The organism is Pseudomonas sp. B13(2017) (genome assembly GCF_002113245.1).
GTDB lineage: Bacteria > Pseudomonadota > Gammaproteobacteria > Pseudomonadales > Pseudomonadaceae > Aquipseudomonas > Aquipseudomonas putida_Z.
Map to the genome: position 1 here is coordinate 46395 of NZ_NEJX01000023.1, position 19469 is coordinate 65863.

General features: G+C 65.8%; 18 protein-coding genes. 6 read left to right on the top strand and 12 right to left on the bottom strand.

From position 1 onward, the window contains the following. Positions 1–28: 28 nt before the first annotated feature. The 10 genes from CAG44_RS23965 to cbiE all read right to left on the bottom strand — a co-directional run bounded on the left by CAG44_RS23965 (position 29) and on the right by cbiE (position 9753). Entirely contained in the window at positions 29–1396 is a 1368-nt protein-coding gene (locus tag CAG44_RS23965) for a PepSY domain-containing protein (RefSeq protein WP_085693118.1), read from the bottom strand. 56 nt (positions 1397–1452) lie between these two features. Beyond that, the gene (locus CAG44_RS23970) at positions 1453–3501 is read right to left on the bottom strand and encodes a TonB-dependent copper receptor (protein ID WP_085693119.1); all 2049 of its coding nucleotides are present in this window, start codon (positions 3499–3501) and stop codon (positions 1453–1455) included. A 68-nt stretch (positions 3502–3569) separates the two neighbouring features. Then, on the bottom strand, positions 3570–4001 hold the full coding sequence (locus CAG44_RS23975) for a DUF2946 domain-containing protein (RefSeq protein ID WP_085693120.1): 432 nt from the start codon (positions 3999–4001) through the stop codon (positions 3570–3572). Between the two features lie 23 nt (positions 4002–4024). Continuing rightward, positions 4025–4510 (bottom strand): copper chaperone PCu(A)C, encoded by a 486-nt coding sequence (locus CAG44_RS23980; protein WP_003257539.1) that lies wholly within the window; start codon positions 4508–4510, stop codon positions 4025–4027. Positions 4511–4557: 47 nt separating this feature from the next. Further along, entirely contained in the window at positions 4558–4947 is a 390-nt protein-coding gene (locus tag CAG44_RS23985; RefSeq protein ID WP_024087799.1) for a DUF2946 domain-containing protein, read from the bottom strand. A 213-nt stretch (positions 4948–5160) separates the two neighbouring features. Further along, complete coding sequence (locus tag CAG44_RS23990; RefSeq protein WP_075046500.1) at positions 5161–6015, bottom strand: SPFH domain-containing protein; 855 nt, start codon at positions 6013–6015, stop codon at positions 5161–5163. Positions 6016–6041: 26 nt separating this feature from the next. Beyond that, a complete protein-coding gene (locus CAG44_RS23995; RefSeq protein WP_085587962.1) occupies positions 6042–6479 on the bottom strand; it encodes an NfeD family protein in 438 nt (145 codons plus the stop codon). A 253-nt stretch (positions 6480–6732) separates the two neighbouring features. Then, positions 6733–7458 carry a cobalt-precorrin-6A reductase gene (locus CAG44_RS24005; protein WP_085693121.1) on the bottom strand — a complete coding sequence of 242 codons (726 nt, stop codon included), beginning with the start codon at positions 7456–7458 and terminating at the stop codon, positions 6733–6735. Continuing rightward, positions 7455–8549 (bottom strand): cobalt-precorrin-5B (C(1))-methyltransferase, encoded by a 1095-nt coding sequence (locus tag CAG44_RS24010; protein ID WP_085693122.1) that lies wholly within the window; start codon positions 8547–8549, stop codon positions 7455–7457. Before CAG44_RS24010 ends, CAG44_RS24005 begins: the two co-directional genes overlap by 4 nt. After that, a complete protein-coding gene (gene cbiE, locus CAG44_RS24015) occupies positions 8542–9753 on the bottom strand; it encodes a precorrin-6y C5,15-methyltransferase (decarboxylating) subunit CbiE (protein WP_085693123.1) in 1212 nt (403 codons plus the stop codon). The genes CAG44_RS24010 and cbiE overlap by 8 nt, the downstream gene beginning before the upstream one ends. Before the next feature lie 244 nt (positions 9754–9997). On the opposite strand from cbiE, the gene cobG reads away from it, so the two are divergent. The 6 genes from cobG to CAG44_RS24045 all read left to right on the top strand — a co-directional run bounded on the left by cobG (position 9998) and on the right by CAG44_RS24045 (position 15881). Beyond that, positions 9998–11329, top strand: a complete 1332-nt coding sequence (cobG, locus tag CAG44_RS24020) for a precorrin-3B synthase (RefSeq protein ID WP_178076922.1) — start codon at positions 9998–10000, stop codon at positions 11327–11329. Continuing rightward, positions 11322–11948, top strand: coding sequence for a precorrin-8X methylmutase (locus tag CAG44_RS24025; RefSeq protein ID WP_003257545.1), 627 nt, complete (start codon positions 11322–11324; stop codon positions 11946–11948). Before cobG ends, CAG44_RS24025 begins: the two co-directional genes overlap by 8 nt. After that, the gene (locus CAG44_RS24030; protein ID WP_016712210.1) at positions 11945–12679 is read left to right on the top strand and encodes a precorrin-2 C(20)-methyltransferase; all 735 of its coding nucleotides are present in this window, start codon (positions 11945–11947) and stop codon (positions 12677–12679) included. The genes CAG44_RS24025 and CAG44_RS24030 overlap by 4 nt, the downstream gene beginning before the upstream one ends. Next, positions 12667–14364 carry a precorrin-3B C(17)-methyltransferase gene (gene cobJ / locus CAG44_RS24035; protein ID WP_085693125.1) on the top strand — a complete coding sequence of 566 codons (1698 nt, stop codon included), beginning with the start codon at positions 12667–12669 and terminating at the stop codon, positions 14362–14364. The genes CAG44_RS24030 and cobJ overlap by 13 nt, the downstream gene beginning before the upstream one ends. A gap of 93 nt (positions 14365–14457) precedes the next feature. After that, positions 14458–15138, top strand: coding sequence for a hypothetical protein (locus CAG44_RS24040; RefSeq protein WP_085693126.1), 681 nt, complete (start codon positions 14458–14460; stop codon positions 15136–15138). Positions 15139–15197: 59 nt separating this feature from the next. Beyond that, entirely contained in the window at positions 15198–15881 is a 684-nt protein-coding gene (locus CAG44_RS24045; protein ID WP_256575247.1) for a hypothetical protein, read from the top strand. Here CAG44_RS24045 and CAG44_RS24050 read toward each other — a convergent pair. Then, positions 15859–16455: a MarC family protein gene (locus tag CAG44_RS24050; RefSeq protein ID WP_013974374.1), complete on the bottom strand. Its 597-nt coding sequence runs from the start codon at positions 16453–16455 to the stop codon at positions 15859–15861. The two genes, CAG44_RS24045 and CAG44_RS24050, sit on opposite strands and share 23 nt — an antisense overlap. Before the next feature lie 177 nt (positions 16456–16632). Beyond that, positions 16633–19404, bottom strand: coding sequence for a hybrid sensor histidine kinase/response regulator (locus tag CAG44_RS24055; protein ID WP_085693127.1), 2772 nt, complete (start codon positions 19402–19404; stop codon positions 16633–16635). Between the last annotated feature and the right edge of the window lie 65 nt (positions 19405–19469).

The window sequence follows — 19469 nt, forward strand, 5'->3', positions numbered from 1 at the left end:
CCGCGAAGAGGCCGGTACAGGCCAGAACTCAAGCGCTGGCCAGCACCCGGCCGCGCCTTACCACCAGGCTATCCACCAGCCACATCACCACCATCGACACCCCCACCAGCGGGAACATCAACCCCAGCACCAGCATCACCCCCACCGCCGCCTTCCAGCGCGGCAAGTCATGGCGCAGCGGCGGCACACCCAGCCCGCCGGCCGGCCTGCGCTTCCACCACATCACCAGCCCGCTCACCGAGCCCAGCAAGATCATCAGGCACACCAGCAGGATGATGATCTGGTTGAACGCCCCGAACATCTTGCCTTCATGCAGCATCACACCCAGCTCGGTGGCACGGGCGACCGGGCTGTAGTCCTGCCAGCGCACATCGGCCAGCACCTTGCCGGTGTACTGGTCGACATGCAGGGTGGCGTCGTTGCGCGGGTCGTCGGCGAATACGGCGATGGTGAACACGCCATCGGCCGTGGTCGGCGCGGTGATGCTGTAACCCGGTTCGACCTGGCGCGCGGTAGCGATGTCTTCGACCTGCTGCAGGCTTATCTGTGGCGCTGCCGGCGCGCTCGACATCATGTGATGCCCGGCATGTTCGGCGTGTGCACCGGACTGCGGCATCGGCGTGTTTTCCATCGCCCAGGGCACAGTCTGGCGGTGCGCGCTGTTGAGTTCACCCGCCTGCTGGTCCGACTTGGGCACGTCATTCCACATGGCCGCCGGAAAGCGGTTCCACAAGTCGGCGTACTGCTTGCCCCACAGGCCGGTCCAGGTCATGCCGCTGACCAGCATCAGCAGCAACAAGGCCGAGCCCCAGAAACCGGTTACCGCGTGCAGGTCGCGCCAGAACAGTCGGCCGCGTGCCGACAGCCGTGGCCACAGCACGCCAGCACCATTGCGCCCGCGTGGCCACCACAAGTACAGGCCCGACACCACCAGCACGATGCCCCAGCCCGCGGCCAGTTCTACCAGGCGGTCACCGACCGTGCCGACCATCAGTTCGCCATGCAGGGCGCGGGCGATGGCCTGCAGGTTCTGCTTGCCATCCTGTTCGCCGAGGACTTTGCCGCTATAGGGGTCGACGAACACGTTCAGTTCGCGTCCGGCGTCATGTACCACGAATTGTGCGCTGCGTTCGGCGTCCAGCGGCGGCAGGTACTGGCCAACGTGGCCCTCGGGGTAGGCCTTGCGCACCTCGGCCAGCATCGTGTCCGCGCCCTGTCGGTGGTGGCCGGCTTCGACCACCATCAGCTCGCGGTACAGCAGCGGGTCGAGCTGCGGCTTGAACAGGTAGATGATCCCGGTAATTGCCAGCAGGATCATGAACGGGGCCACGAACAGCCCCGCATAGAAGTGCCAACGCCAGGCCAGGTTGTAGAAGTTGATGCGTGTTCCTCTCATGGGAACCTCCTGTTTGACCAGCAGAAGGGGCGCGATCTGCGCCGCGCCCGTTGTTGTCAGAAGCTGAAGTCGACCTTGGTCCAGAAGGTCCTGCCTGGCTCATTGACCGGCTGTGGATCGGTTGCCGGGTAGCCGAACCCGGCGTTCCCGGCCAGGTTCAAGTGCTCGGCGTAGGTCTTGTCGAACAGGTTGTCGACCCCCGCGCTGAGCTTGAGGTGGTTGCTTACCTTGTAGGCGCCATTGAGCGAGAACACGCCGAAGCCGGCGCTCTTGTCGTAGTCCTTGCCGACCACGTTGCCCTGGTTCTCGGCGATGCGGTTCTGCGCCGCCACCAGCCGCCACAGTGCGCCGACGCTCCACACATCGCGGCTGTAGGTCAGGCCCAGGCGGCTTTCCAGAGGCGGCATTTGCGGCAGTGCTGTGCCGTCACTGCTGTTCTTGCCCCAGGCGTAGGCCAGCGTTGCGTCGGCCTTCCAGTTTTCCGTCAGCTGGTAGGCCGCGCCCAGTTCGCCGCCCATGATGCGGGCGTCGATATTGCGGGCCCGGGAGCTCATCCCCTGGTAGTCGAACAGGATGTAGTCGCGGATCTGCCCCACGTAGCCGGAAGCCCAGGCTTCCATGCGCTCGTCGCGGTACTGGACACCGAAGTCGAGCTGGGTGGTCTTCTCCGGCTTGATGCTGTCGAAGGCATTGACCGAGCCGGTGGGGCCGCCCGCCGAGAACAGCTCCCAGTAGTCGGGGAAGCGTTGCGCATGGCCGAGGCCGATGTAGGTGGTGGCTGGCAGCGCAGCCAGGTCGTGCTCGTAGCGCACGAAACCGCTGGGCAGGGTGTCGGCGCGGGTGTTGCCGTTGGTGGCGCTGGTCGCGCGGAAGTCGCGGGCCGAGGCGCGGTCCAGGCGGGCACCGCTGATCAACCGGTCCTCGCCGCTGACGTACCAGGTCAGCTCGCCGAAAGCACCGTAGTTGTGGAAGTCGGCGTCCTTGGTCCAGGCCTGGCCCTTGTGCGCGTCCACACCCATGCCACCGCGCTTGCGATGTTCGTTGGTCTGCGCGTCGATGCCGCCGATCAATTGCACGTCGGCCCAGCGCCAGGTGGCCTTGATGCGTGCGCCCATGGTGCGGCGGTCGACGTTGCTGACCATCGGCATGCCCATCATGCCGCTGCCCGAAGGCGTGCGCAGGCTGTAGTTGTCCATCACGTGGTCGGCGTAGTTGTAGTAGACCTGCGCCTCGACCTTGTCGAGCACCTCGCCGAGGTTGGACTTTTCGAAACGCAGGCCCAGGCTTTCGCGCTTGAACTGCGAGCCGTCCATGCCGCGGCCGGCATAGCGGGCCTCGCCATCGCCCTTGCCGGCGGTGAGTTCCAGCAGGGTGTCCTGGTCGGGGGTCCAGCCGAGGGCGACATCGCCGTTCCACTTGTCCCAGCGTGACGGCACGGTGTTGTCACCGCCGTCGTGGTAGTCGTCCGAGCGCGACTGGTTGCCGACGAAGCGGGCGTAGGCCTGGTCGTTGCCGACGGCAGTGTCCAGCACCTTGTCGAAGCGTCCGTTGGAGCCGGCCAGCAGGCTGGCATTGACCCGGCTGCCGAGGGTGCCGAACTTCTCCGGCTCGCGCTCGAAGAGGATGGTGCCCGCCGAGCCGCCCGGGCCCCAGATCACGCTTTGCGGGCCTTTGATGACGGTCAGGCGGTCGTAGGTTTCCGGCGAAATGTACGACGTGGGGGCGTCCATGCGGTTGGGGCAGGCGCCCAGCATCAGGCCGCCATTGGTGAGGATGTTCAGGCGCGAGCCGAACATGCCGCGCAGTACCGGGTCGCCGTTGGTGCCGCCGGCGCGGATGGCCGAGAAGCCGGGGATGGTCTTCAGGTAGTCGGCGCCATCGCTGGCCGGTACCGGCTGGCGCGGGTCTTTCGGGTTGGTGACCACGGTCAGCGGCGAGCTCGGGGCCACCGCGGTGATCACCGTCGGGCTCAGCTCGGGGGCGTCGTGTGCATGGCCTTCATGGCCTGGGTCGGCGGCCAGGGCCACCGGCGCGAGCAGCGAGCCGCACACGGCGGCGATGGTCCCACGCAGGGACAAGGCAAAAACAGGGGTGCAGCCGGACATAATGATTCCAGTCGATCAGTCATGAGTCAGCGCGAAGCCTCCTGGCTCCGTGCGCAAAAAATGTGGGTTCAGACGTTGACCGAGGAAGGAGGGGCGCGGCTGCGCGCGCCGGGGAATACAGCCTGCCGGGCATGGCCCTGGCGCGTGGGTGCGAACAGGTGGGTGGTGGGTACGACGCTGCCGGCACTGAGCGGGCTGAGGGCCTGGGGCAGGGCCGGGCAGTTGAACAACAGGCTGCAGTAACCGCACTTTTCCCACATCACATGCAGCTGGCCATCTCCAGCCTGGCCGTGATGGGTGTCGCCGCCATGCTGATGGGCGGTGGCCATCGGCATGTCCATCGGCATGCTCATGCCGGCGTGGTGGTCCATCGGCATCGACTGGGAAATCAGCGGGCCGATGAAGATCATCCACATGGCGAACAGGCTCAGCCATCCGCCACCGGCGCGCCTGCGGTCAGGGCGGGTGGTACGACTGATGCTGTGGCGCGGCAGGCTCATGGCGAGTGCCTTTCAGCGGGTGATCAGTGCGCGTGTTCGTGGGCTTGCGGCTGGTCCGTCGGCGCCTGCTTCTGCACGGCCACATCAACGGTGATATCGCCGGCCTTTTCGAAGTGCAGGGTCAGCGGGAAGCGCTTGCCGTCGCTGAGCAGGCTGCGGTCCTTGGGCTGCATCAGCATCACATGGTAGGCGCTGGGGGCGAAGGTCAGGTCCTTGCCAGCGGGCACCACCACGCTGGGCACCTGCTGCATCTTCATGGCACCGCTGGCGCTCATGGCATGCTCGTGCAGTTGTGCGTCATCGCTGATGGGGCTGTCGACACCGAGCAGGCGGTCGTCGGCCTGGCCATTGTTGTGCACCACGAAATACGCCGCGACGTTGGGGGCGTTGGGGGGCAGCTGCAGTGACCAGGGGTGGGCGATGTGCAGGTCACCCACGCTGTATTCGTGGGCATTGGCAAAGGCGCCGGGCAGCAGCAGGGCGGCCATGACGAGGGCGTGCTTGAGCATGGTGAATCTCCGTTTCTGTTCAGGTTCAGGCAGACAGCGTGAAGAACTCAGGCCAGCGGAGAGGCACGGGGGTTGAGCGCCGGCCAGAGTTGGCGCGGCGTGGCGTGGTAGTCGGCGGGTGGCGGCAGCAGGCCGGCGAGCAGTATCGGCGGGTTGTGCAGCTGCGGCGGGTAGCCGGGCAGGGCCAGCAGTGGCGCGGCACCGGAGCAGCACCAGCAATTCATCATGCTGGCGCTGTCGTCGCTTTGCGGGCCGAGGTCGATCTTGGCCAGGGCCTGGACGTCGACCTTGGCCTTGTTGGCCATGCTGGAACAGAAGGCCCCCCACAGCAGCTGCTCGGCCGGGCCCTTGGGCGCGGCGGAAGACAGCGGCATGGCCAGCAGGTTGAACAGCACTGCAAGGCAGGCTATCCAGGCGATGTGCCGACGTGGGGGCATGGAGAGATCCGGTCAGGAATCGTGGTGGTTATTGTAAGGCGGAGTATAGGTAAAAATGGCGGGGTGCGGTGAAGTGACGCAGGCCGGGCCCTTCGAGGGGCTGCTTTGCAGCCCAATCGCCGGCAAGCCAGCTCCCACAGGTTTACCACAGGCCTTTAAATTTGTGCGGTCCCTGTGGGAGCTGGCTTGCCGGCGATGAAGGCAAAGGTACCCTCAAGCCTTGCCACGCCCCATCAGCCCACGCACGGTCTCTTGCAGGTCCGCCGGCAGCACCACCACCTTGGCATTGCTGCTGCCCGCCAGGTTCTCCATCGCCCCCACATAGCGCTCGCCCAGCAGGTACATCGCCGGCACGGTCTCGTTGCCGACCGCGTCCTTGACCAGCGTAATCGCCCGCGCCGAGGCCTCTGCCAGGCTGATCTGCGCTTCGGCATCCAGCCTGGCAGCCTGCAAGCGTGCTTCTGCTTCCAGGATCGCCGCCTGCTTGGCCCCTTCGGCACGGGTCACGTCGGCCTTGCGCTCACGCTCTGCTGCCGCCTGGCGCTCCATGGCCAGTTGCATGTTCTCCGAGGGCTTGATGTCCTGGATTTCCACCGAGCGTACGGTCACGCCCCAGTCTTCGGTCTGCTCGGACATCGCCTCGCGCAGGCGTGCCTTGATCTGCTCGCGGCTGGACAGCGCTTCGTCCAGGTCCATGGCGCCGACGATGGCGCGCAGCGAGGTCATGGTCAGGCTGGTGACGGCGAACGAGAAATCCTGCACGCCATAGGAGGCCTTCTGCGGGTCGACCACCTTGGCGAAGCACAGGGCGTTGGCGACGATCACCGCGTTGTCCCGGGTGATGATTTCCTGCTGCTGCACATCGAGGATGATGTCCTTGGTCGGCAGGCGGTAGGCGACCACGTCCATGTACGGGATGACGATGTTCAGGCCGGGCTTTAGGGTGCTTTGGTAGCGGCCCAGGCGCTCGACGACCCATTCCTCGCCCTGGGGCACGATGCGCACCCCCTTGAACACGGTGATCAGGACGAACAGGGCGATGGCGACGACGACGATGAGGCTGGTCATGATGCGAAATTCCTTTTAGTGCGGATTCAGGCCCGGATGACCCGGGCGGTGTTCCCTTCGATGGCGGTCAGGCGTACCCGCTCGCCGGCCGCGATCTCGCTGTTGGCGACGCAGGTCCATTCCTCGTTGCCTAGGATAGGCTTCTGGAAGCGCACTCGGCCTTTCTGGAACTCCGATACACCAGCAGTCAGCAGCCCCACTTCACCGATCACGCTTTCGGCGGTCCAGCGCACGTCTGGTTGCTTGCGCCGGAACAGCTTGAACCACAGTGCCGTGGTGACTGACGACATCAGCACCCACAGCAGCACCTGCATGTCCAGTTGCAGGCTGGGGACGGCCAGCGAAATGAGCGACACCAGCACGGCGCCGATGCCGAACCAGAGGATGAAGAACGTCGGCAGGACCAGTTCGAGCAGGATCAGCGCGATGCCGAAGACCAGCCAGATCCACCATTGCATTTCCATATGGGTAGCGCCTTCCGGGAGGGAGTGCCGAGTTTAAGGTAGCAGTGCGGCACATGGCCACTTCATGGTTTGAAAGAAAAGTCCGAAATGGCTGTAGGAGCAACTGTCCTGTGCAAATACATGAAAGTTGCCGCGTCCCCTGTGGGAGCGGGTTCACCCGCGAACACCGGCGAAGCCGGTGCCATGCACCGCGTTGATTTCTTCGCGGGTAAACCCGCTCCCACAGGGATCTGCGGTGCGCTTACGGAATTTGTTATCCGCGCAGGTCGAGTGCCGCAGCCAGGTCGGCTGGCGAGTCGAATGCCCGGTCCACATCCGGCAAAGCCGGTCGCTTCAGGATCAGCACAGGTATCCCCAGCTCCCGCGCCACTTCCAGCTTCGGTTCGGTCGCCACGCTGCCGCTGTTCTTGCTGATCAGTACATCGATCTTGCGGCGCTGGAACAACGCCCGCTCATCGTCGATATGGAACGGCCCGCGCGCGCCAATCACTTCGCAGCGATCATTGCCAGGGCACGCCTCCAGCGCACGCAAGGTCCAGAACTGCTCCAGCGGTATCTCGTCCAGATGTTGCAGCGGCTCACGCCCCAGCGTGAACAATGGCCTGCGAAACGGCTTGAGTGCCTCGATCAACCCCGCCCAGTCCTCGACCTCGCGCCAGTCGTCCCCCGTTTGTGTCTGCCAGGCCGGGCGGCGCAAGGCCCAGCACGGAATACCGGCCAAGCGTGCGGCGTTGGCCGCGTTGCGGCTGATCTGCGCGGCATAGGGATGGGTAGCATCGATCAGCAACGTGATGCCTGCATCGTGCAGGTAGTTCGCCAGCCCTTCGGCACCGCCAAAGCCGCCGACCCGAACCTGGCATTGCAGGTCCTTCGGCACCCGGCCGATGCCCGCCAGGCTGTAGACATGCTGCGGGCCCAGGCGGCGAGCGATGGCCAGGGCTTCGGTGACGCCGCCCAGCAGCAGGATGCGCCCGTTCATTGCACACCCGCCCGGCCGACGATGCCACCCTGGCGATCGATGGCGAACACCTCCACCTGCACCTGCGCCGGCACCACGCTGCGGGCGAAGGCCAGGGCGTGGGCGCACACCGCGTCACCCAAGGGAATGCCGGCCGCATGGGCCAGTGCCAGGGCCTGTTGGCTGGTGTTGGCAGTAATGATCGATGCCTGCAGCGCTGCGTCGGCGCCGATGTCCGCCGCCCAGCCGGCCAGTTGCGGCAGATCGATGCTGGAATGACGGCTGTGCAGGTCCATGTGCCCGGCAGCCAGCTTGCTGATCTTGCCGAAACCGCCGCACAGGGTCAGGCGTGGCACCGGTACTTTGCGCAGGTGCTTGAGCACCGCACCGACGAAGTCGCCCATTTCGATCAGGGCTATTTCCGGCAGGCCATAGACGCGGCGCATGGTGTCCTCGCTGGCGTTGCCGGTGCATGCGGCGATATGCGTGTAGCCGTTGGTGTGGGCGACGTCGATGCCCTGGTGGATCGAGGCAATGTAGGCCGCGCAGGAAAACGGCCGCACGATGCCGCTGGTGCCGAGGATCGACAGACCGCCGAGAATGCCCAGGCGCGGGTTCATGGTCTTCAGGGCCAGTTGCTCGCCGCCCTGCACATTGACCGTCACCTCGAAGCCGCCGGGATAGCTGCATTCGTCCGCCAGGCGTTGCAGGTGGTCGCTGATCATGCGCCGTGGCACCGGGTTGATGGCCGGCTCACCCACCGCCAGCACCAGCCCCGGGCGGGTCACGGTGCCGACGCCGGTGCCGGCGACAAAACGGATGCCCGGTTCGGCCAGCAGGCGAACCTGGCTATAGAGCAGGGCGCCGTGGGTCACGTCCGGGTCGTCGCCGGCGTCCTTGAGCGTGCCCGCTTCGGCACCTTGGCTGGTGAGGCGGCAGAACTCCAGGCGCATCTGCACCACCTTGCCCTTGGGCAGGGTGATGCTGACGGCGTCGCTGCTCTCGCCGCCCAGCAGCAAGCGCGCTGCCGCCAGGCTGGTGGCAGTGGCGCAGCTGCCGGTGGTCAGGCCGCTGCGCAGGGGGGCGGGCTGTTCGCGGGTTTCTTCACGCATCGGCGGGTTTCACCACGTCCAGCAAGGTGATCGGCAGCGCCTGGCGCCAAGTGTCGAACGCGCCCAATGGCTGGGCATGGGCGACATGGATGCGGGTCAGCTCGCCACCGTGGCGTTCACGGAAATGCGCCAGGGCCAGTTCGCTTTGCAGGGTCACCGCATTGGCTACCAGCCGGCCGCCGGGGCGCAGGCTTGCCCAGCACAGGTCGAGCACACCTTCGCGGGTGACGCCGCCACCGATGAAGACAGCATCCGGTTGCTCCAGGCCCTCCAGCGCCGCTGGTGCCTTGCCGCGGACCAGTTGCAGGCCGGGTACACCCAACGCATCGCGGTTGTGTTCGATGAAGCCCTGGCGGCCTTCGTCGGCCTCGATGGCCAAGGCGCGGCAGGCCGGGTGGGCGCGCATCCATTCGATGCCGATCGAGCCGCAGCCGGCGCCCACGTCCCACAGCAGTTCGCCGGGCTGTGGTGCCAGGCGGGCCAGGGTGATGGCGCGGACGTCGCGCTTGGTCAGCTGGCCGTCATGCCGGAAGGCGCTGTCCGGCAACCCGGCCAGCCGGTGCAGGCGCGGCGCCTCGGGCGTGGCCAGGCACTCGATGGCTACCAGGTTCAGCGCGGCGACGTTGCTGTGCGGCCAGTCCTGGGCGGTGCCGGCCAACTCGCGTTCGTCCACGCCACCCAAGTGTTCGAAGACCCGCAGGCGGCTTGGCCCGAAGCCCCGCTCGCGCAGCTGCGTGGCAATTGCTGCCGGGCTGTCGCCGTCGTTGCTCAGCACCAGCAGGCGCACGCCGCTGTGCAGGTGGGCATTGAGCGCTGCCAGGGGCCGAGCGACCAGCGATACCACTTGCACGTCCTGCAGCGGCCAGCCCAGGCGGGCGGCGGCCAGGGCGCAGGAGGAGGGCATCGACAGCACGCGTATTTCAGCGGCGGGCAGTTGGCGCGCCAGGCTGGCGCCGACGCCGTAGAACATCGGGTCGCCGCTGGCCAGCACGCATACCGGCTGGCCGCGCAGGGCCAGTACCGAGGCCAGCGAGAACGGGCTTGGCCAGACCAGCCGTTCGCCGGCCACGCAGCGTGGCAGCAAGGCCAGCTGGCGCGGGCTGCCGAAGATCCGCGCAGCGCCCAGCAGCGCGCGCCGGGCCTGCTTGCCCAGGCCGCTGAAGCCGTCTTCGCCGATACCTACTACTGTCAGCCAGGGTGCCATGTATTTCATTCCGCCATTTTTTGGGGCCGCTGCGCGCCCCTTCGCGGGCTCGCCCGCTCCTACAGGTACAGCGCAGCCGTTGAGGGCAGCGGTGATCCTGTGGGAGCGGGCGGGCCCGCGAAGAAGGCGACGCGGTCCTGAATTTCTACTCGATCGTCGATGATGCTCGACCACCGGCTTTTCATGCCGCCGGACAAAGCAGGCATAATACCGCGCCTTCTACACTCAAGCGCATTTTCACAGATTGCCGGACGCCCCTTTGACCCAGGCCCATCCCTCCCATGTATCGCCCCGTCCCTCGGCCTGCCCGGGGTTGTGGCGCATCGTCAGTGCCCGTGATGGCGGCATCTGCCGCATCAAGCTGCCGGGCGGCCTGCTGCTGGCCGACCAGGCCGACGCAGTGGCGGCGGCTGCCGAGCGTTTCGCCGGTGGCGTGATCGAGGCCACCAACCGCGGCAACCTGCAGATTCGCGGCATCGGCAGCGAGCATCGCGGCCTGGTCGAGACACTGCTCGCTGCTGGCCTGGGCCCACGTGATGCCGCCGGTGACGATGTGCGCAACCTGATGCTCAGCCCGCTGGCCGGGCATGACCCGGCGATGCTGCTGGACGCTCGGCCGCTGGCCGGGCAGATCCTCGACCTGCTGGAAGGCACCCCGCGTTTTCACCAGTTGTCGGCCAAGTTCGCCGTGCAGCTGGATGCCGGCGAAAACCTGGCCATGCTCGAACACCCCCATGACCTGTGGCTGTCGGCCCTGCGCCTGGAGCAGCAGACCTGGCTGGCGTTCGGCCTGGCGGGTTGCCCGGCAGACGGCCAGGTGCTCGGCGCGGTGCCGGCGGAACAAGGCCTGGCACTGGTGCGTGCGGTGCTGGAGCGCTTCCTCGACCTGGCCACCCCGGCACAGTCGCGCATGCGCCAGTTGCTCGAGGTGTGTTCGGCAACCGATTTCATCGACGGGCTCGGCCTGGCCCTCCGCCGCGATGCCGCCGTGCTCGCATGGCGGCGTGCACCCCGCAACGTCTCGTGGCTGGGCGTTCTGCCCCAGGCGCAGGGCGTCGCCTTGGGCGTTGCCCCGCCGCAGGGGCGCCTGACCCCGGCCATGCTGCGTGGCGCTGCGCGCGTTGCCCGTGAACATGGCGATGGCAGCCTGCGCCTGAGCCCCTGGCAAAGCCTGGTGCTGACCAACCTGCAAGCCCGACACATCGATCACGCCCAGGCCGGGTTGTCCGCACTGGGCCTGCTATGCCACGACCATGAGCCACTGGCCCGCATAAGCGCCTGTACCGGCGCCAGTGGCTGTGCCAAGGCCCTGGGCGAGACCAAGGCCGACGCCGTCACCCTGGCCGCACTGCTTGGCCCTGGCGTGCCCGGTAGCGTGCACTTGTCCGGATGCCCCCGATCCTGCGCCGTGGCCCATGTTGCCCCGGCCACCCTGCTGGCCCGCGCGCCGGGCCGTTACGACCTGTACCTGCGTGATGCGCGCCTGCCGGGCTTCGGCGCCCTGCGCGCCACCGACCTTACCTTGAATGAAGCAGGCGCCATGCTCGACCTGCCGACGGAGCACCTTGATGATTGACTACATCCGCGATGGTCAGGAGATCTATCGCAATTCCTTCCGGATCATCCGCGAGGAAGCCCGACTCGAGCGGATCCCCGCAGACCTCGAAAAGCTCGCCGTGCGCGTGATCCACGCCTGTGGCATGGTCGACGCCATCGATGGCCTGCAGTTCTCCGAAGGCGCCGGCCGGGCCGGGCGCGAGGCGTTGCTGAACGGCGCGCCGATCCTGTGTGATGCGCACATGGTCGCCGAAGGCATTACCCGCGCCCGCCTGCCCGCCGACAACAAGGTCATCTGCACCTTGCGCGACCCGAGCGTACCGGGCCTGGCGAAAGACGCCGGCAACACCCGTTCCGCCGTGGCCCTGGAGCTGTGGCGACCGCACCTGGAAGGCAGTGTGGTGGTGATCGGCAACGCGCCTACTGCACTGTTCTACCTGCTGGAAATGCTCGACGCCGGCGCCCCGAAACCAGCACTGATCCTCGGCTTCCCGGTCGGCTTCGTCGGTGCCGCCGAGTCCAAGGCGATGCTCGCCGCCGACAGCCGTGGCGTGCCGTTCGTGATCATGCAAGGCCGCCTGGGCGGCAGCGCGATGGCCGCCGCCGCGGTCAACGCCCTCGCCACGGAGGTGGAATGATGGCGCCGCGTGGACGTCTGCTGGGCCTGGGCGTGGGCCCTGGCGACCCTGAACTGATTACCCTCAAGGCCCTGCGCCTGCTGCGTGAAGCGCCCGTGGTCGGCTACTTCGTGGCCAAGGGCAAGCGCGGCAACGCCTTCGGCATCATCGAGGCGCACCTGCAGCCCGAGCAGACCTTGCTGCCGCTGGTCTACCCGGTAACCACCGAAGCGCTGCCAGCGCCGCTGTCCTATGAACAGGTGATCAGCGACTTCTACGACGAGGCCAGCGTGCAGGTGGCCGAGCACCTGGATGCCGGCCGCGACGTGGCGGTGATCTGTGAAGGCGACCCGTTCTTCTATGGTTCCTACATGTACCTGCACGACCGCCTGGCGCAGCGCTACGAGGCCGAAGTGATCCCCGGCGTCTGTTCGATGCTCGGTGGCGCCTCGGTACTGGGCGCGCCGCTGGTGTATCGCAACCAGAGCCTGTCGGTGCTGTCTGGCGTGTTGCCGGCCGAAGAGCTCAAGCGTCGCCTGGCCGACGCCGACGCGGCGGTGATCATGAAGCTTGGCCGCAACTTCCCCAAAGTGCGCGAAGTGCTGGCCGAACTGGGCCTGGACGGGCGCGCGCTGTATGTGGAGCGGGCGACCATGGCCAACCAGAAGATCGTGCCGCTGGACCAGGTCGACCCACAGTCGTCGCCGTACTTCTCGCTGATCATCGTGCCGGGTGAAAAATGGCAGGGCTGAACATGCACCAGGCACCGGCGATCGTCATCCTTGGCCAGGGCAGCCTGGCCACGGCGCAGCGTATCCAGCAGTGTTATCCACAAGCATCGATCCATGGCCTGGCAGGCCGGGTCGAGGGTGCCGACCTTTGCTACACCGCGTTCGGCGATACCCTGCGTGGGCTGTACCAGCAGAACACGCCGATCATCGCCCTGTGCGCGGCGGGTATCGTCATCCGCAGCCTGGCCAGCCTGCTCAGCGAGAAAGGTGTCGAGCCACCGGTACTGGCCGTGGCCGAAGACGGCAGTGCCGTAGTGCCGTTGCTCGGGGGCCTTGGCGGTGTGAACGTGATGGCGCGTGAAATCGCTGAAGCACTGGGCGTTGCTGCGGCCATCACCACCAGCGGCGAGCTGCGTTTCGGCACCTGTCTGCTGAACCCGCCACAGGGCTATGCGCTGGCGGATATCGAGCAAGGCAAGCGCTTTGTCTCCGACCTGCTGGCTGGCGAGGCGGTGCGCATCGAAGGTGACGCGCCATGGCTGCAACAGGCGCAGTTGCCTGCCAGCGAGGCGGCTCGGCGTACCATCCATGTGGGGCACCAGGCCCGCCCGGCCAGCCGCGACGAGCTGCTGATCCACCCGCGCTCGGTGGTAGTGGGTGTTGCTGGCGGTAGCCTGGCCAGTATCCGGGCGGCATTGCAGCAGGCCGGCATCGCCGAGCCTGCAGTGGCCTGCCTGCTCGCCGACGAGCAAGCCATGGCCGACAACGCCCTGCACGAGGCCGCGCAGGCCCTGGGGGTTGCCTTGCGCTTTGCTGCCAGGGCGCATGATCTGGCCGGGATGGTTGCTGCGGCATTGCCTGCTGCGCAGCTGATCGACGTGGCAGATGTGGTCATCGCGGTGTCGCCTGCCCCGGTCGAGGTGGCGCAGATCGGTCGTCGTCGGGGTCGCCTGGCGGTCATCGGCCTGGGGCCGGGTGCAGCCGAGCTGATGGTGCCGGCGGTCAAGGCCGAGCTGGCGCGGGCCGAGGATGTGCTCGGTTACGAAACCTACGTGCGCATGGCCGGCCCGTTCCGTGACGACCAGGTGCTGCACTGCACCGACAACCGTGAAGAGATGCAGCGTGCCCGGCATGCCTTCGAACTGGCAGCCCAGGGCCGTTCGGTTGTGGTGGTGTCGTCGGGCGACCCGGGTGTGTTCGCCATGGCAGCTGCGGTACTTGAAGCGCTGCACGAGTCCACTGAGCCGGCCTGGCACCGGGTGGATCTCGAGATCCTGCCGGGGGTGTCAGCCTCGCTCGCGACCGCCGCCCAGGCGGGCGCGCCGCTGGGGCATGACTTCTGCGTGATGTCGCTGTCGGACAACCTCAAGCCGTGGTCGATCATTGAAAAGCGCCTGGACCTGGCGGCCCAGGCCGACCTGGTGCTGGCGTTCTACAACCCGATTTCCAAGGCAAGGCCGCACCAGCTCGGGGTAGCGCTGGAGGTCGTGCGTCGGCACCGCGAGGGGAACACGCCTGTAGTCCTTGGCCGTGACATCGGTAGGCCGGGGCAGACGCTGAAGGTCGTCACATTGGCCGAGCTGCTGCCGGAAATGGTCGACATGCGCACCATGGTGCTGGTGGGTTCATCTACAACCTGCGTGTTTCCTCGCCTCTCGGGTGGGGTGTGGGCCTACACGCCGCGTTGGTACCCGTCGGCCGACTAGTTGCACCGGAAACCCTTCAGCGCGCTGCATCCTGGGCGCGCTGGCTAAGGTGGTCGCCCCTGACTCGGGGCGCAACCATCTAGGAGTTTCCACATGTCCACAGAAACACAAGTCACTGCAACCGACACAGCCATCCTGGTCGAAGGCAACCTGCTGGCCTGCGGCGCAGGCATGTCTTCGCAAAGCCGTCATGACGTAAAGAACGCCTTCCACTTTGCCACCTTGGTGGCTGACAAGTCCTTCGATGCCGAAAAACAGAGCAGGGAGTGGTACGACCGGTTCATCGATGTCATGCGTGATCTTGGTTTTACCATCCCTCGTCGCACCTTCGAGCTGGAAACCTCTGCCGAGCTGTCTGTCATTGTAGGCGCTGTCGCTGTACGGGCGATTGGTGCGGTCGGTAATGCGGTGCTGGGTGGTACCAAGTTGGGTGTGCTGGCCAAGGCGGCCTTCGACAAACTCACCACCGTCGAAAATGACCTCAAGGTGGTCGATCACAAGCGCAAGAACAAGGTCAGGGGCATGGTCGGGATGGCCGCCTGCGTCGAAACCGACAACAACGATGTGGTCATGGTGGTGAGCTGCATCCAGGCCTCTGCCCCACAACTGGATGATGACATCCTGGGTATCCAGTGGAAGCTGGAAAAGACCGAGTACTACGCCGGCATGGCTGTTCTCACCCTCAACACTTTCGTCTACGACAAGGTCCGCGAAACCGTGGAAAACAAACTCGGCGTGCGCAGCGTCGAGAACGTTCTCCAGTACGACTTCTGATTGCAGGGCGGCGTTGTTGCAACGCCGCCTTGTTCGGCTCTTTGTGACGAGGCAACGCAATGGACAGAACAGCTGAACAACTGATGTTGATTGGCGGGACGGCATTACTGTATCGCGCGGACGCTGGCCAGATTCAACGCCAGGCTGCCTTCGACTCCATCCTTTACGCCCAGTTGGTGGCCAACAGGAATGCGGGGTCACGCTTTGACAACTATGAAGCCTGGTATGACGCCTATCGCGAGGCATACCGGCAACTGGGCTGGATCAAGCTGGCCAGTACGCATGACCTGAAACAGTTGGGGCAACCCGCGCGCAGCGCGCAGATACAGCCACTCGAGGCGTGGCTGAAGATGCGCTCGATCCGTCATGAGGCCGTGCTGGCTGCAGTAAGAAGCGGCCTGGGCCGATCGATCGAAGGTTTTCGCCACCAGCTTAAGTTCTGCACGCAGGGTTCGCAGCTGGTGATCGAGCTTGGCTTGCTCAGGCCGGGCCCGGCCCTCGACCTTTGCAGTATTACCCTGCAATTCGACAAGCCGATCGCCGGCATTTCTCAGGACATGCTGCTGGTCGAAAAGGCGCTGGAGGGCGAAGCCGGGTTCAATGGCGTTTCCTTGCAGCTGGATAACGGGCGCTTCCAACACCAGCGAGATGAACTGCAGGCATTGATGAAAACCAAGGATGCGCAGGGGGAGTATCGGTTCTACCTCAATCCGGCGATGGTCAGGGCGCCAGGTAGCCTTTGATACCGGTAAAGATGATTTGTGCAGCCAGGGCGCAGACGAACAGCCCCATCAGCCGGCTGACGATCTGCAGGCCCTGGTCACCGAGGATGCGCTCGATACGGTGTGACAGGTACAGCACCAGGCCGACGGTAAAGCTGGCCAGGGCGATGCTGATGATGGCCAACAGCTTGTCGTCCCAGTGCGGGTGGCCGACGCCCATTACCAGCAGTGCACCGATGGTGCCGGGGCCGACGGTGAGCGGGATGGTCAGCGGCACGATGGTGACATCCTGCTGCACGTTGTCGGCCTGTACCGCGGACTTGCCTTGGGCCATGCCCAGTGCCGAGATGAACAGCACGCTGCCGGCGCCGATGCGGAAGGCGTCGGCGGTGATGCCGAAGATACCGAAGATCGCCCGCCCGAACAGGTACAGCAGGACACTGGCGATCAGCGCGGCGATGGCCACCTTCCAGGCCAGCTGCTTGCGCTCCTTGCTGGAGTGGCCGCGGGTCAGGCTGATGAAGCACGACAGCACGAAGAACGGGCTGTAGAGCACGAGCATTTTCAGGTAGACGCTGAACAACTCATGGAGCATGGGGGCTAGTCCAGGCAGTTATGGCTGGGCAGAGTTTATCAGCAGATTCTGTTGATAGCCTGTGCCGGCCTCTTCGCGGGTGAACCCGCTCCCACAGGTAATGCATAAGGCCTGAAGGCAATGCTATCCCTGTGGGAGCGGGTTCACCCGCGAAGAGGCCGGCACAGGCGCCTCAGATCAGGAACTGTGCACCGGATCCACCTTGGCTTCCCGGTGATTGGCCCAGTACTGGATCAGCTCTCGCAACTGCGACAGTTCCACCGGTTTGGCCATGTGCCCGTCCATGCCCGCCAGGCGGGCGCGTTCCTTGTGTTCGGCAAGTATGTGCGCGGTCAGCGCCACCACCGGGGTGCGCTGGCGCTGGTTGGCCGCTTCCCAGGCGCGCAGCTGCTGGGTGGCCGAGAAGCCGTCCAGTATCGGCATTTCGCAGTCCATCAGCACCAAGTCATAGCGCTGCGCCTTCATCGCCTGCAAGGCCTCTTCGCCATTGCTGGCGGTGTCGGGCTCGAGGTTGAGCTTGCCGAGCATGCCGCGGATCACCTTGGTCGAGATGCTGTTGTCCTCGGCGACCAGCACGCGGAAATCGCCGGGCAGGTCCAGTGCCTGGGGGATGCCGGGCAAACTGGCTGGTATGGCTTGCTCGCGGCCGCGCTGGGCCAGTTCTTCGGCCAGGGTGGTTTTCAGCGTGTAGCCGGCCACCGGCTTGGCGAGGATACGCTTGACCCCGGCGTTGCGCGCAATGACCTTGCTCGGCGCGTTGCTGATGCCGGTGAGCATCACTACCAGGATGTCGTGGTTCAGGCTCGGGTCTTCCTTGATCTTGGCGGCCAGCTGCATGCCGGTCATGCCTGGCATGTTCTGGTCCAGCAGCACGGCATCGAAGTAGTCGCGCAGATGGGCCTTGGTGCGCAGCAGGGCCAGGGCTTCCTTGCCCGACGGGACCGCGCTGACGTTCATGCCCCAGGCACTGCACTGCTGTACCAGCACCTTGCGGCAGGTGTCGTTGTCGTCCACCACCAGTACGCGAGCATCGCGCAGCGGGCTGTCCAGGTCGGCCGGTGGCTGTTCCAGGCGCGAAGGGTCCAGCGGCAGCGTCAGCCACAGGGTGTTGCCCATGCCGGTGCTGCTCTTGATGCCGAACTCGCCCTGCATCAGGCCGATCAGCTGCTTGGCGATGACCAGCCCCAGGTGGCCGCCCAGCTTGTTGCTGGACAGGAAGTGGTGGCTGTGCAACTCGGCCTGCAGCAGGGCTTCGCGGTCAGCGGCGGGCAACGGTTCGCCGCTGTCCTGCACGGCGATGCGCAGGCGCGGTACCTCGCCGCGCTGGTCCAGCGCCACTACCAGCAGGATCTCGCCCTGGTCGGTGTTTTTCAGGGCATTCTCCAGCAGGCTCGACAAGGCCTGGCGCAGGCGCGTCGGGTCGCCGCTGATCACCCGTGGTACCTGCGGCTGGGTGAAGCTGATCAGTTCGATGTTCTGTTGTTCGGCCTTGGCGCGGAAGATGTTCAGGCAATCTTCGATCAGCGCGTTGAGGTCGAACTGCACATCATCGAGTTCGATCTGCCGGGATTCCAGCTTGGAAATGTCGAGAATCTCGTTGATCAGCGTGAGCAGTTCGTTGCCGGCGCTGTGAATGGTCTGCACGTAGTCGCGCTGCTTGACCGACAGCGGCGTGCCCAGCAGCAGCTCGGTCATGCCCAGCACACCGTTCATGGGGGTGCGGATTTCGTGGCTGATCTTGGCCAGGAACTCGGCCTTGGCGTTGATTTCGGCATCGCTGGCGGCCAGGGCGCGGCTGGCGCTGAAGCGCTCTTCGCTCATGCGCCGCAGGCGTTCGCTGACTGCCAGGTTGAGCAGCAGGCCGCTGGCCACGGTCAGCCCCAGCAGGATGCACAGCAGCCAGGGCGTCGAGGTACGGGTCAGGCCCAGCAGCGCTGGCAGCAGCACCAGCCCACCGAGGTTGAACACCACCATGGCCAGGCTGAACAGGCGTGCGGGGGCATAGCCCTTGTACCAGTGGTAGCTGCTGACCAGCAGCATGCTCACGCTGCCCAGGGCCATCAGGGCGTAGGTCATCAGGTTGAGGGGCAGGGTGTCGACGAACAGCAGCACCAACCCGCTCAACCCGACCACCAGCATCTCCCCCTGCAGCAGGCGGTTGAGCCGTGGCGAGTTGCATGGCGAGAAGAAATGCTGGGTGAAGCACAGCCCGGCCAGGCCGGCCAGGACCAGCGTCAGGTATGCGGCGGGCGTCTGCGCGCTGTGCCACACGTGCCACCAGGGGCCGCTGAGGTTCAGCAGGATCAGGCCGCTGAGCAGCATCAGGCCGTGGTACAGCGCCAGGATCAGGGTGGTGCTGGAGCGGCTGTAGAGGAAGCGGATCAGGTTGTGCATGATCAGCATCACCAGGCCGCCGAACAGCATGCCGAACAGCAGCGGCTGGCGCTGGTCGGAGGCTGCCACGGCCGCAGGCTCCAGGCTGATGGCCGGGCGCAGCTGGTGCTCGGAAACCAGGCGCAGGTAGATATCCAGGGGTTGCTTGCTGTTGGGCAGGGGCAGTACATGGTCGCTGCCACGCAGGGTCGGGCTGGCATTGCCGGCCTGGCGCCCGTGGTGCAGCTGACGCAGAAGCTTGTCGCCCTCGAGGGCGTAGAGGTCCAGGCCAGAAAGGTCTGGGGCGAAAACCCGCAGCAGTTGTTCCTGCTCGCCGGGCTCCAGGCGGTAGTGCAGCCACAGGGCCTGTTCCGCAGGGGCGGCATCCAGGTCGGCGAGTACCAGCGGGCTGAACTGGTTGCGGTAACGCTCGGAGCGCACGTCGCTCAGTTGCAGGTTGGCCTGTTCGTCGAGCAGAACGGCCCAGCCTCCGTCATGTTCGGCCGCAGCCGGGAACATACAGAGCAAGGTCAGCAAGCTGACGATCAGAGCTGAGGCAATCCGAAGCCGACGCACTACGAAATCCCTTCTTAGCCAAGGTGCCGGGTATTAACTATGCGCGGCGCGCCAAGTCGAAGGCA

Excerpts from the sequence above, each read along its gene's own strand:
- CAG44_RS23965 (WP_085693118.1), bottom strand. The coding sequence starts at position 1,396 with ATGAGAGGAACACGCATCAACTTCTACAACCTGGCCTGGCGTTGGCAC.
- CAG44_RS23970 (WP_085693119.1), bottom strand. The coding sequence starts at position 3,501 with ATGTCCGGCTGCACCCCTGTTTTTGCCTTGTCCCTGCGTGGGACCATC.
- CAG44_RS23975 (WP_085693120.1), bottom strand. The coding sequence starts at position 4,001 with ATGAGCCTGCCGCGCCACAGCATCAGTCGTACCACCCGCCCTGACCGC.
- CAG44_RS23980 (WP_003257539.1), bottom strand. The coding sequence starts at position 4,510 with ATGCTCAAGCACGCCCTCGTCATGGCCGCCCTGCTGCTGCCCGGCGCC.
- CAG44_RS23985 (WP_024087799.1), bottom strand. The coding sequence starts at position 4,947 with ATGCCCCCACGTCGGCACATCGCCTGGATAGCCTGCCTTGCAGTGCTG.
- CAG44_RS23990 (WP_075046500.1), bottom strand. The coding sequence starts at position 6,015 with ATGACCAGCCTCATCGTCGTCGTCGCCATCGCCCTGTTCGTCCTGATC.
- CAG44_RS23995 (WP_085587962.1), bottom strand. The coding sequence starts at position 6,479 with ATGGAAATGCAATGGTGGATCTGGCTGGTCTTCGGCATCGCGCTGATC.
- CAG44_RS24005 (WP_085693121.1), bottom strand. The coding sequence starts at position 7,458 with ATGAACGGGCGCATCCTGCTGCTGGGCGGCGTCACCGAAGCCCTGGCC.
- CAG44_RS24010 (WP_085693122.1), bottom strand. The coding sequence starts at position 8,549 with ATGCGTGAAGAAACCCGCGAACAGCCCGCCCCCCTGCGCAGCGGCCTG.
- cbiE (WP_085693123.1), bottom strand. The coding sequence starts at position 9,753 with ATGGCACCCTGGCTGACAGTAGTAGGTATCGGCGAAGACGGCTTCAGC.
- CAG44_RS24025 (WP_003257545.1), top strand. The coding sequence starts at position 11,322 with ATGATTGACTACATCCGCGATGGTCAGGAGATCTATCGCAATTCCTTC.
- CAG44_RS24030 (WP_016712210.1), top strand. The coding sequence starts at position 11,945 with ATGATGGCGCCGCGTGGACGTCTGCTGGGCCTGGGCGTGGGCCCTGGC.
- cobJ (WP_085693125.1), top strand. The coding sequence starts at position 12,667 with ATGGCAGGGCTGAACATGCACCAGGCACCGGCGATCGTCATCCTTGGC.
- CAG44_RS24040 (WP_085693126.1), top strand. The coding sequence starts at position 14,458 with ATGTCCACAGAAACACAAGTCACTGCAACCGACACAGCCATCCTGGTC.
- CAG44_RS24045 (WP_256575247.1), top strand. The coding sequence starts at position 15,198 with ATGGACAGAACAGCTGAACAACTGATGTTGATTGGCGGGACGGCATTA.
- CAG44_RS24050 (WP_013974374.1), bottom strand. The coding sequence starts at position 16,455 with ATGCTCCATGAGTTGTTCAGCGTCTACCTGAAAATGCTCGTGCTCTAC.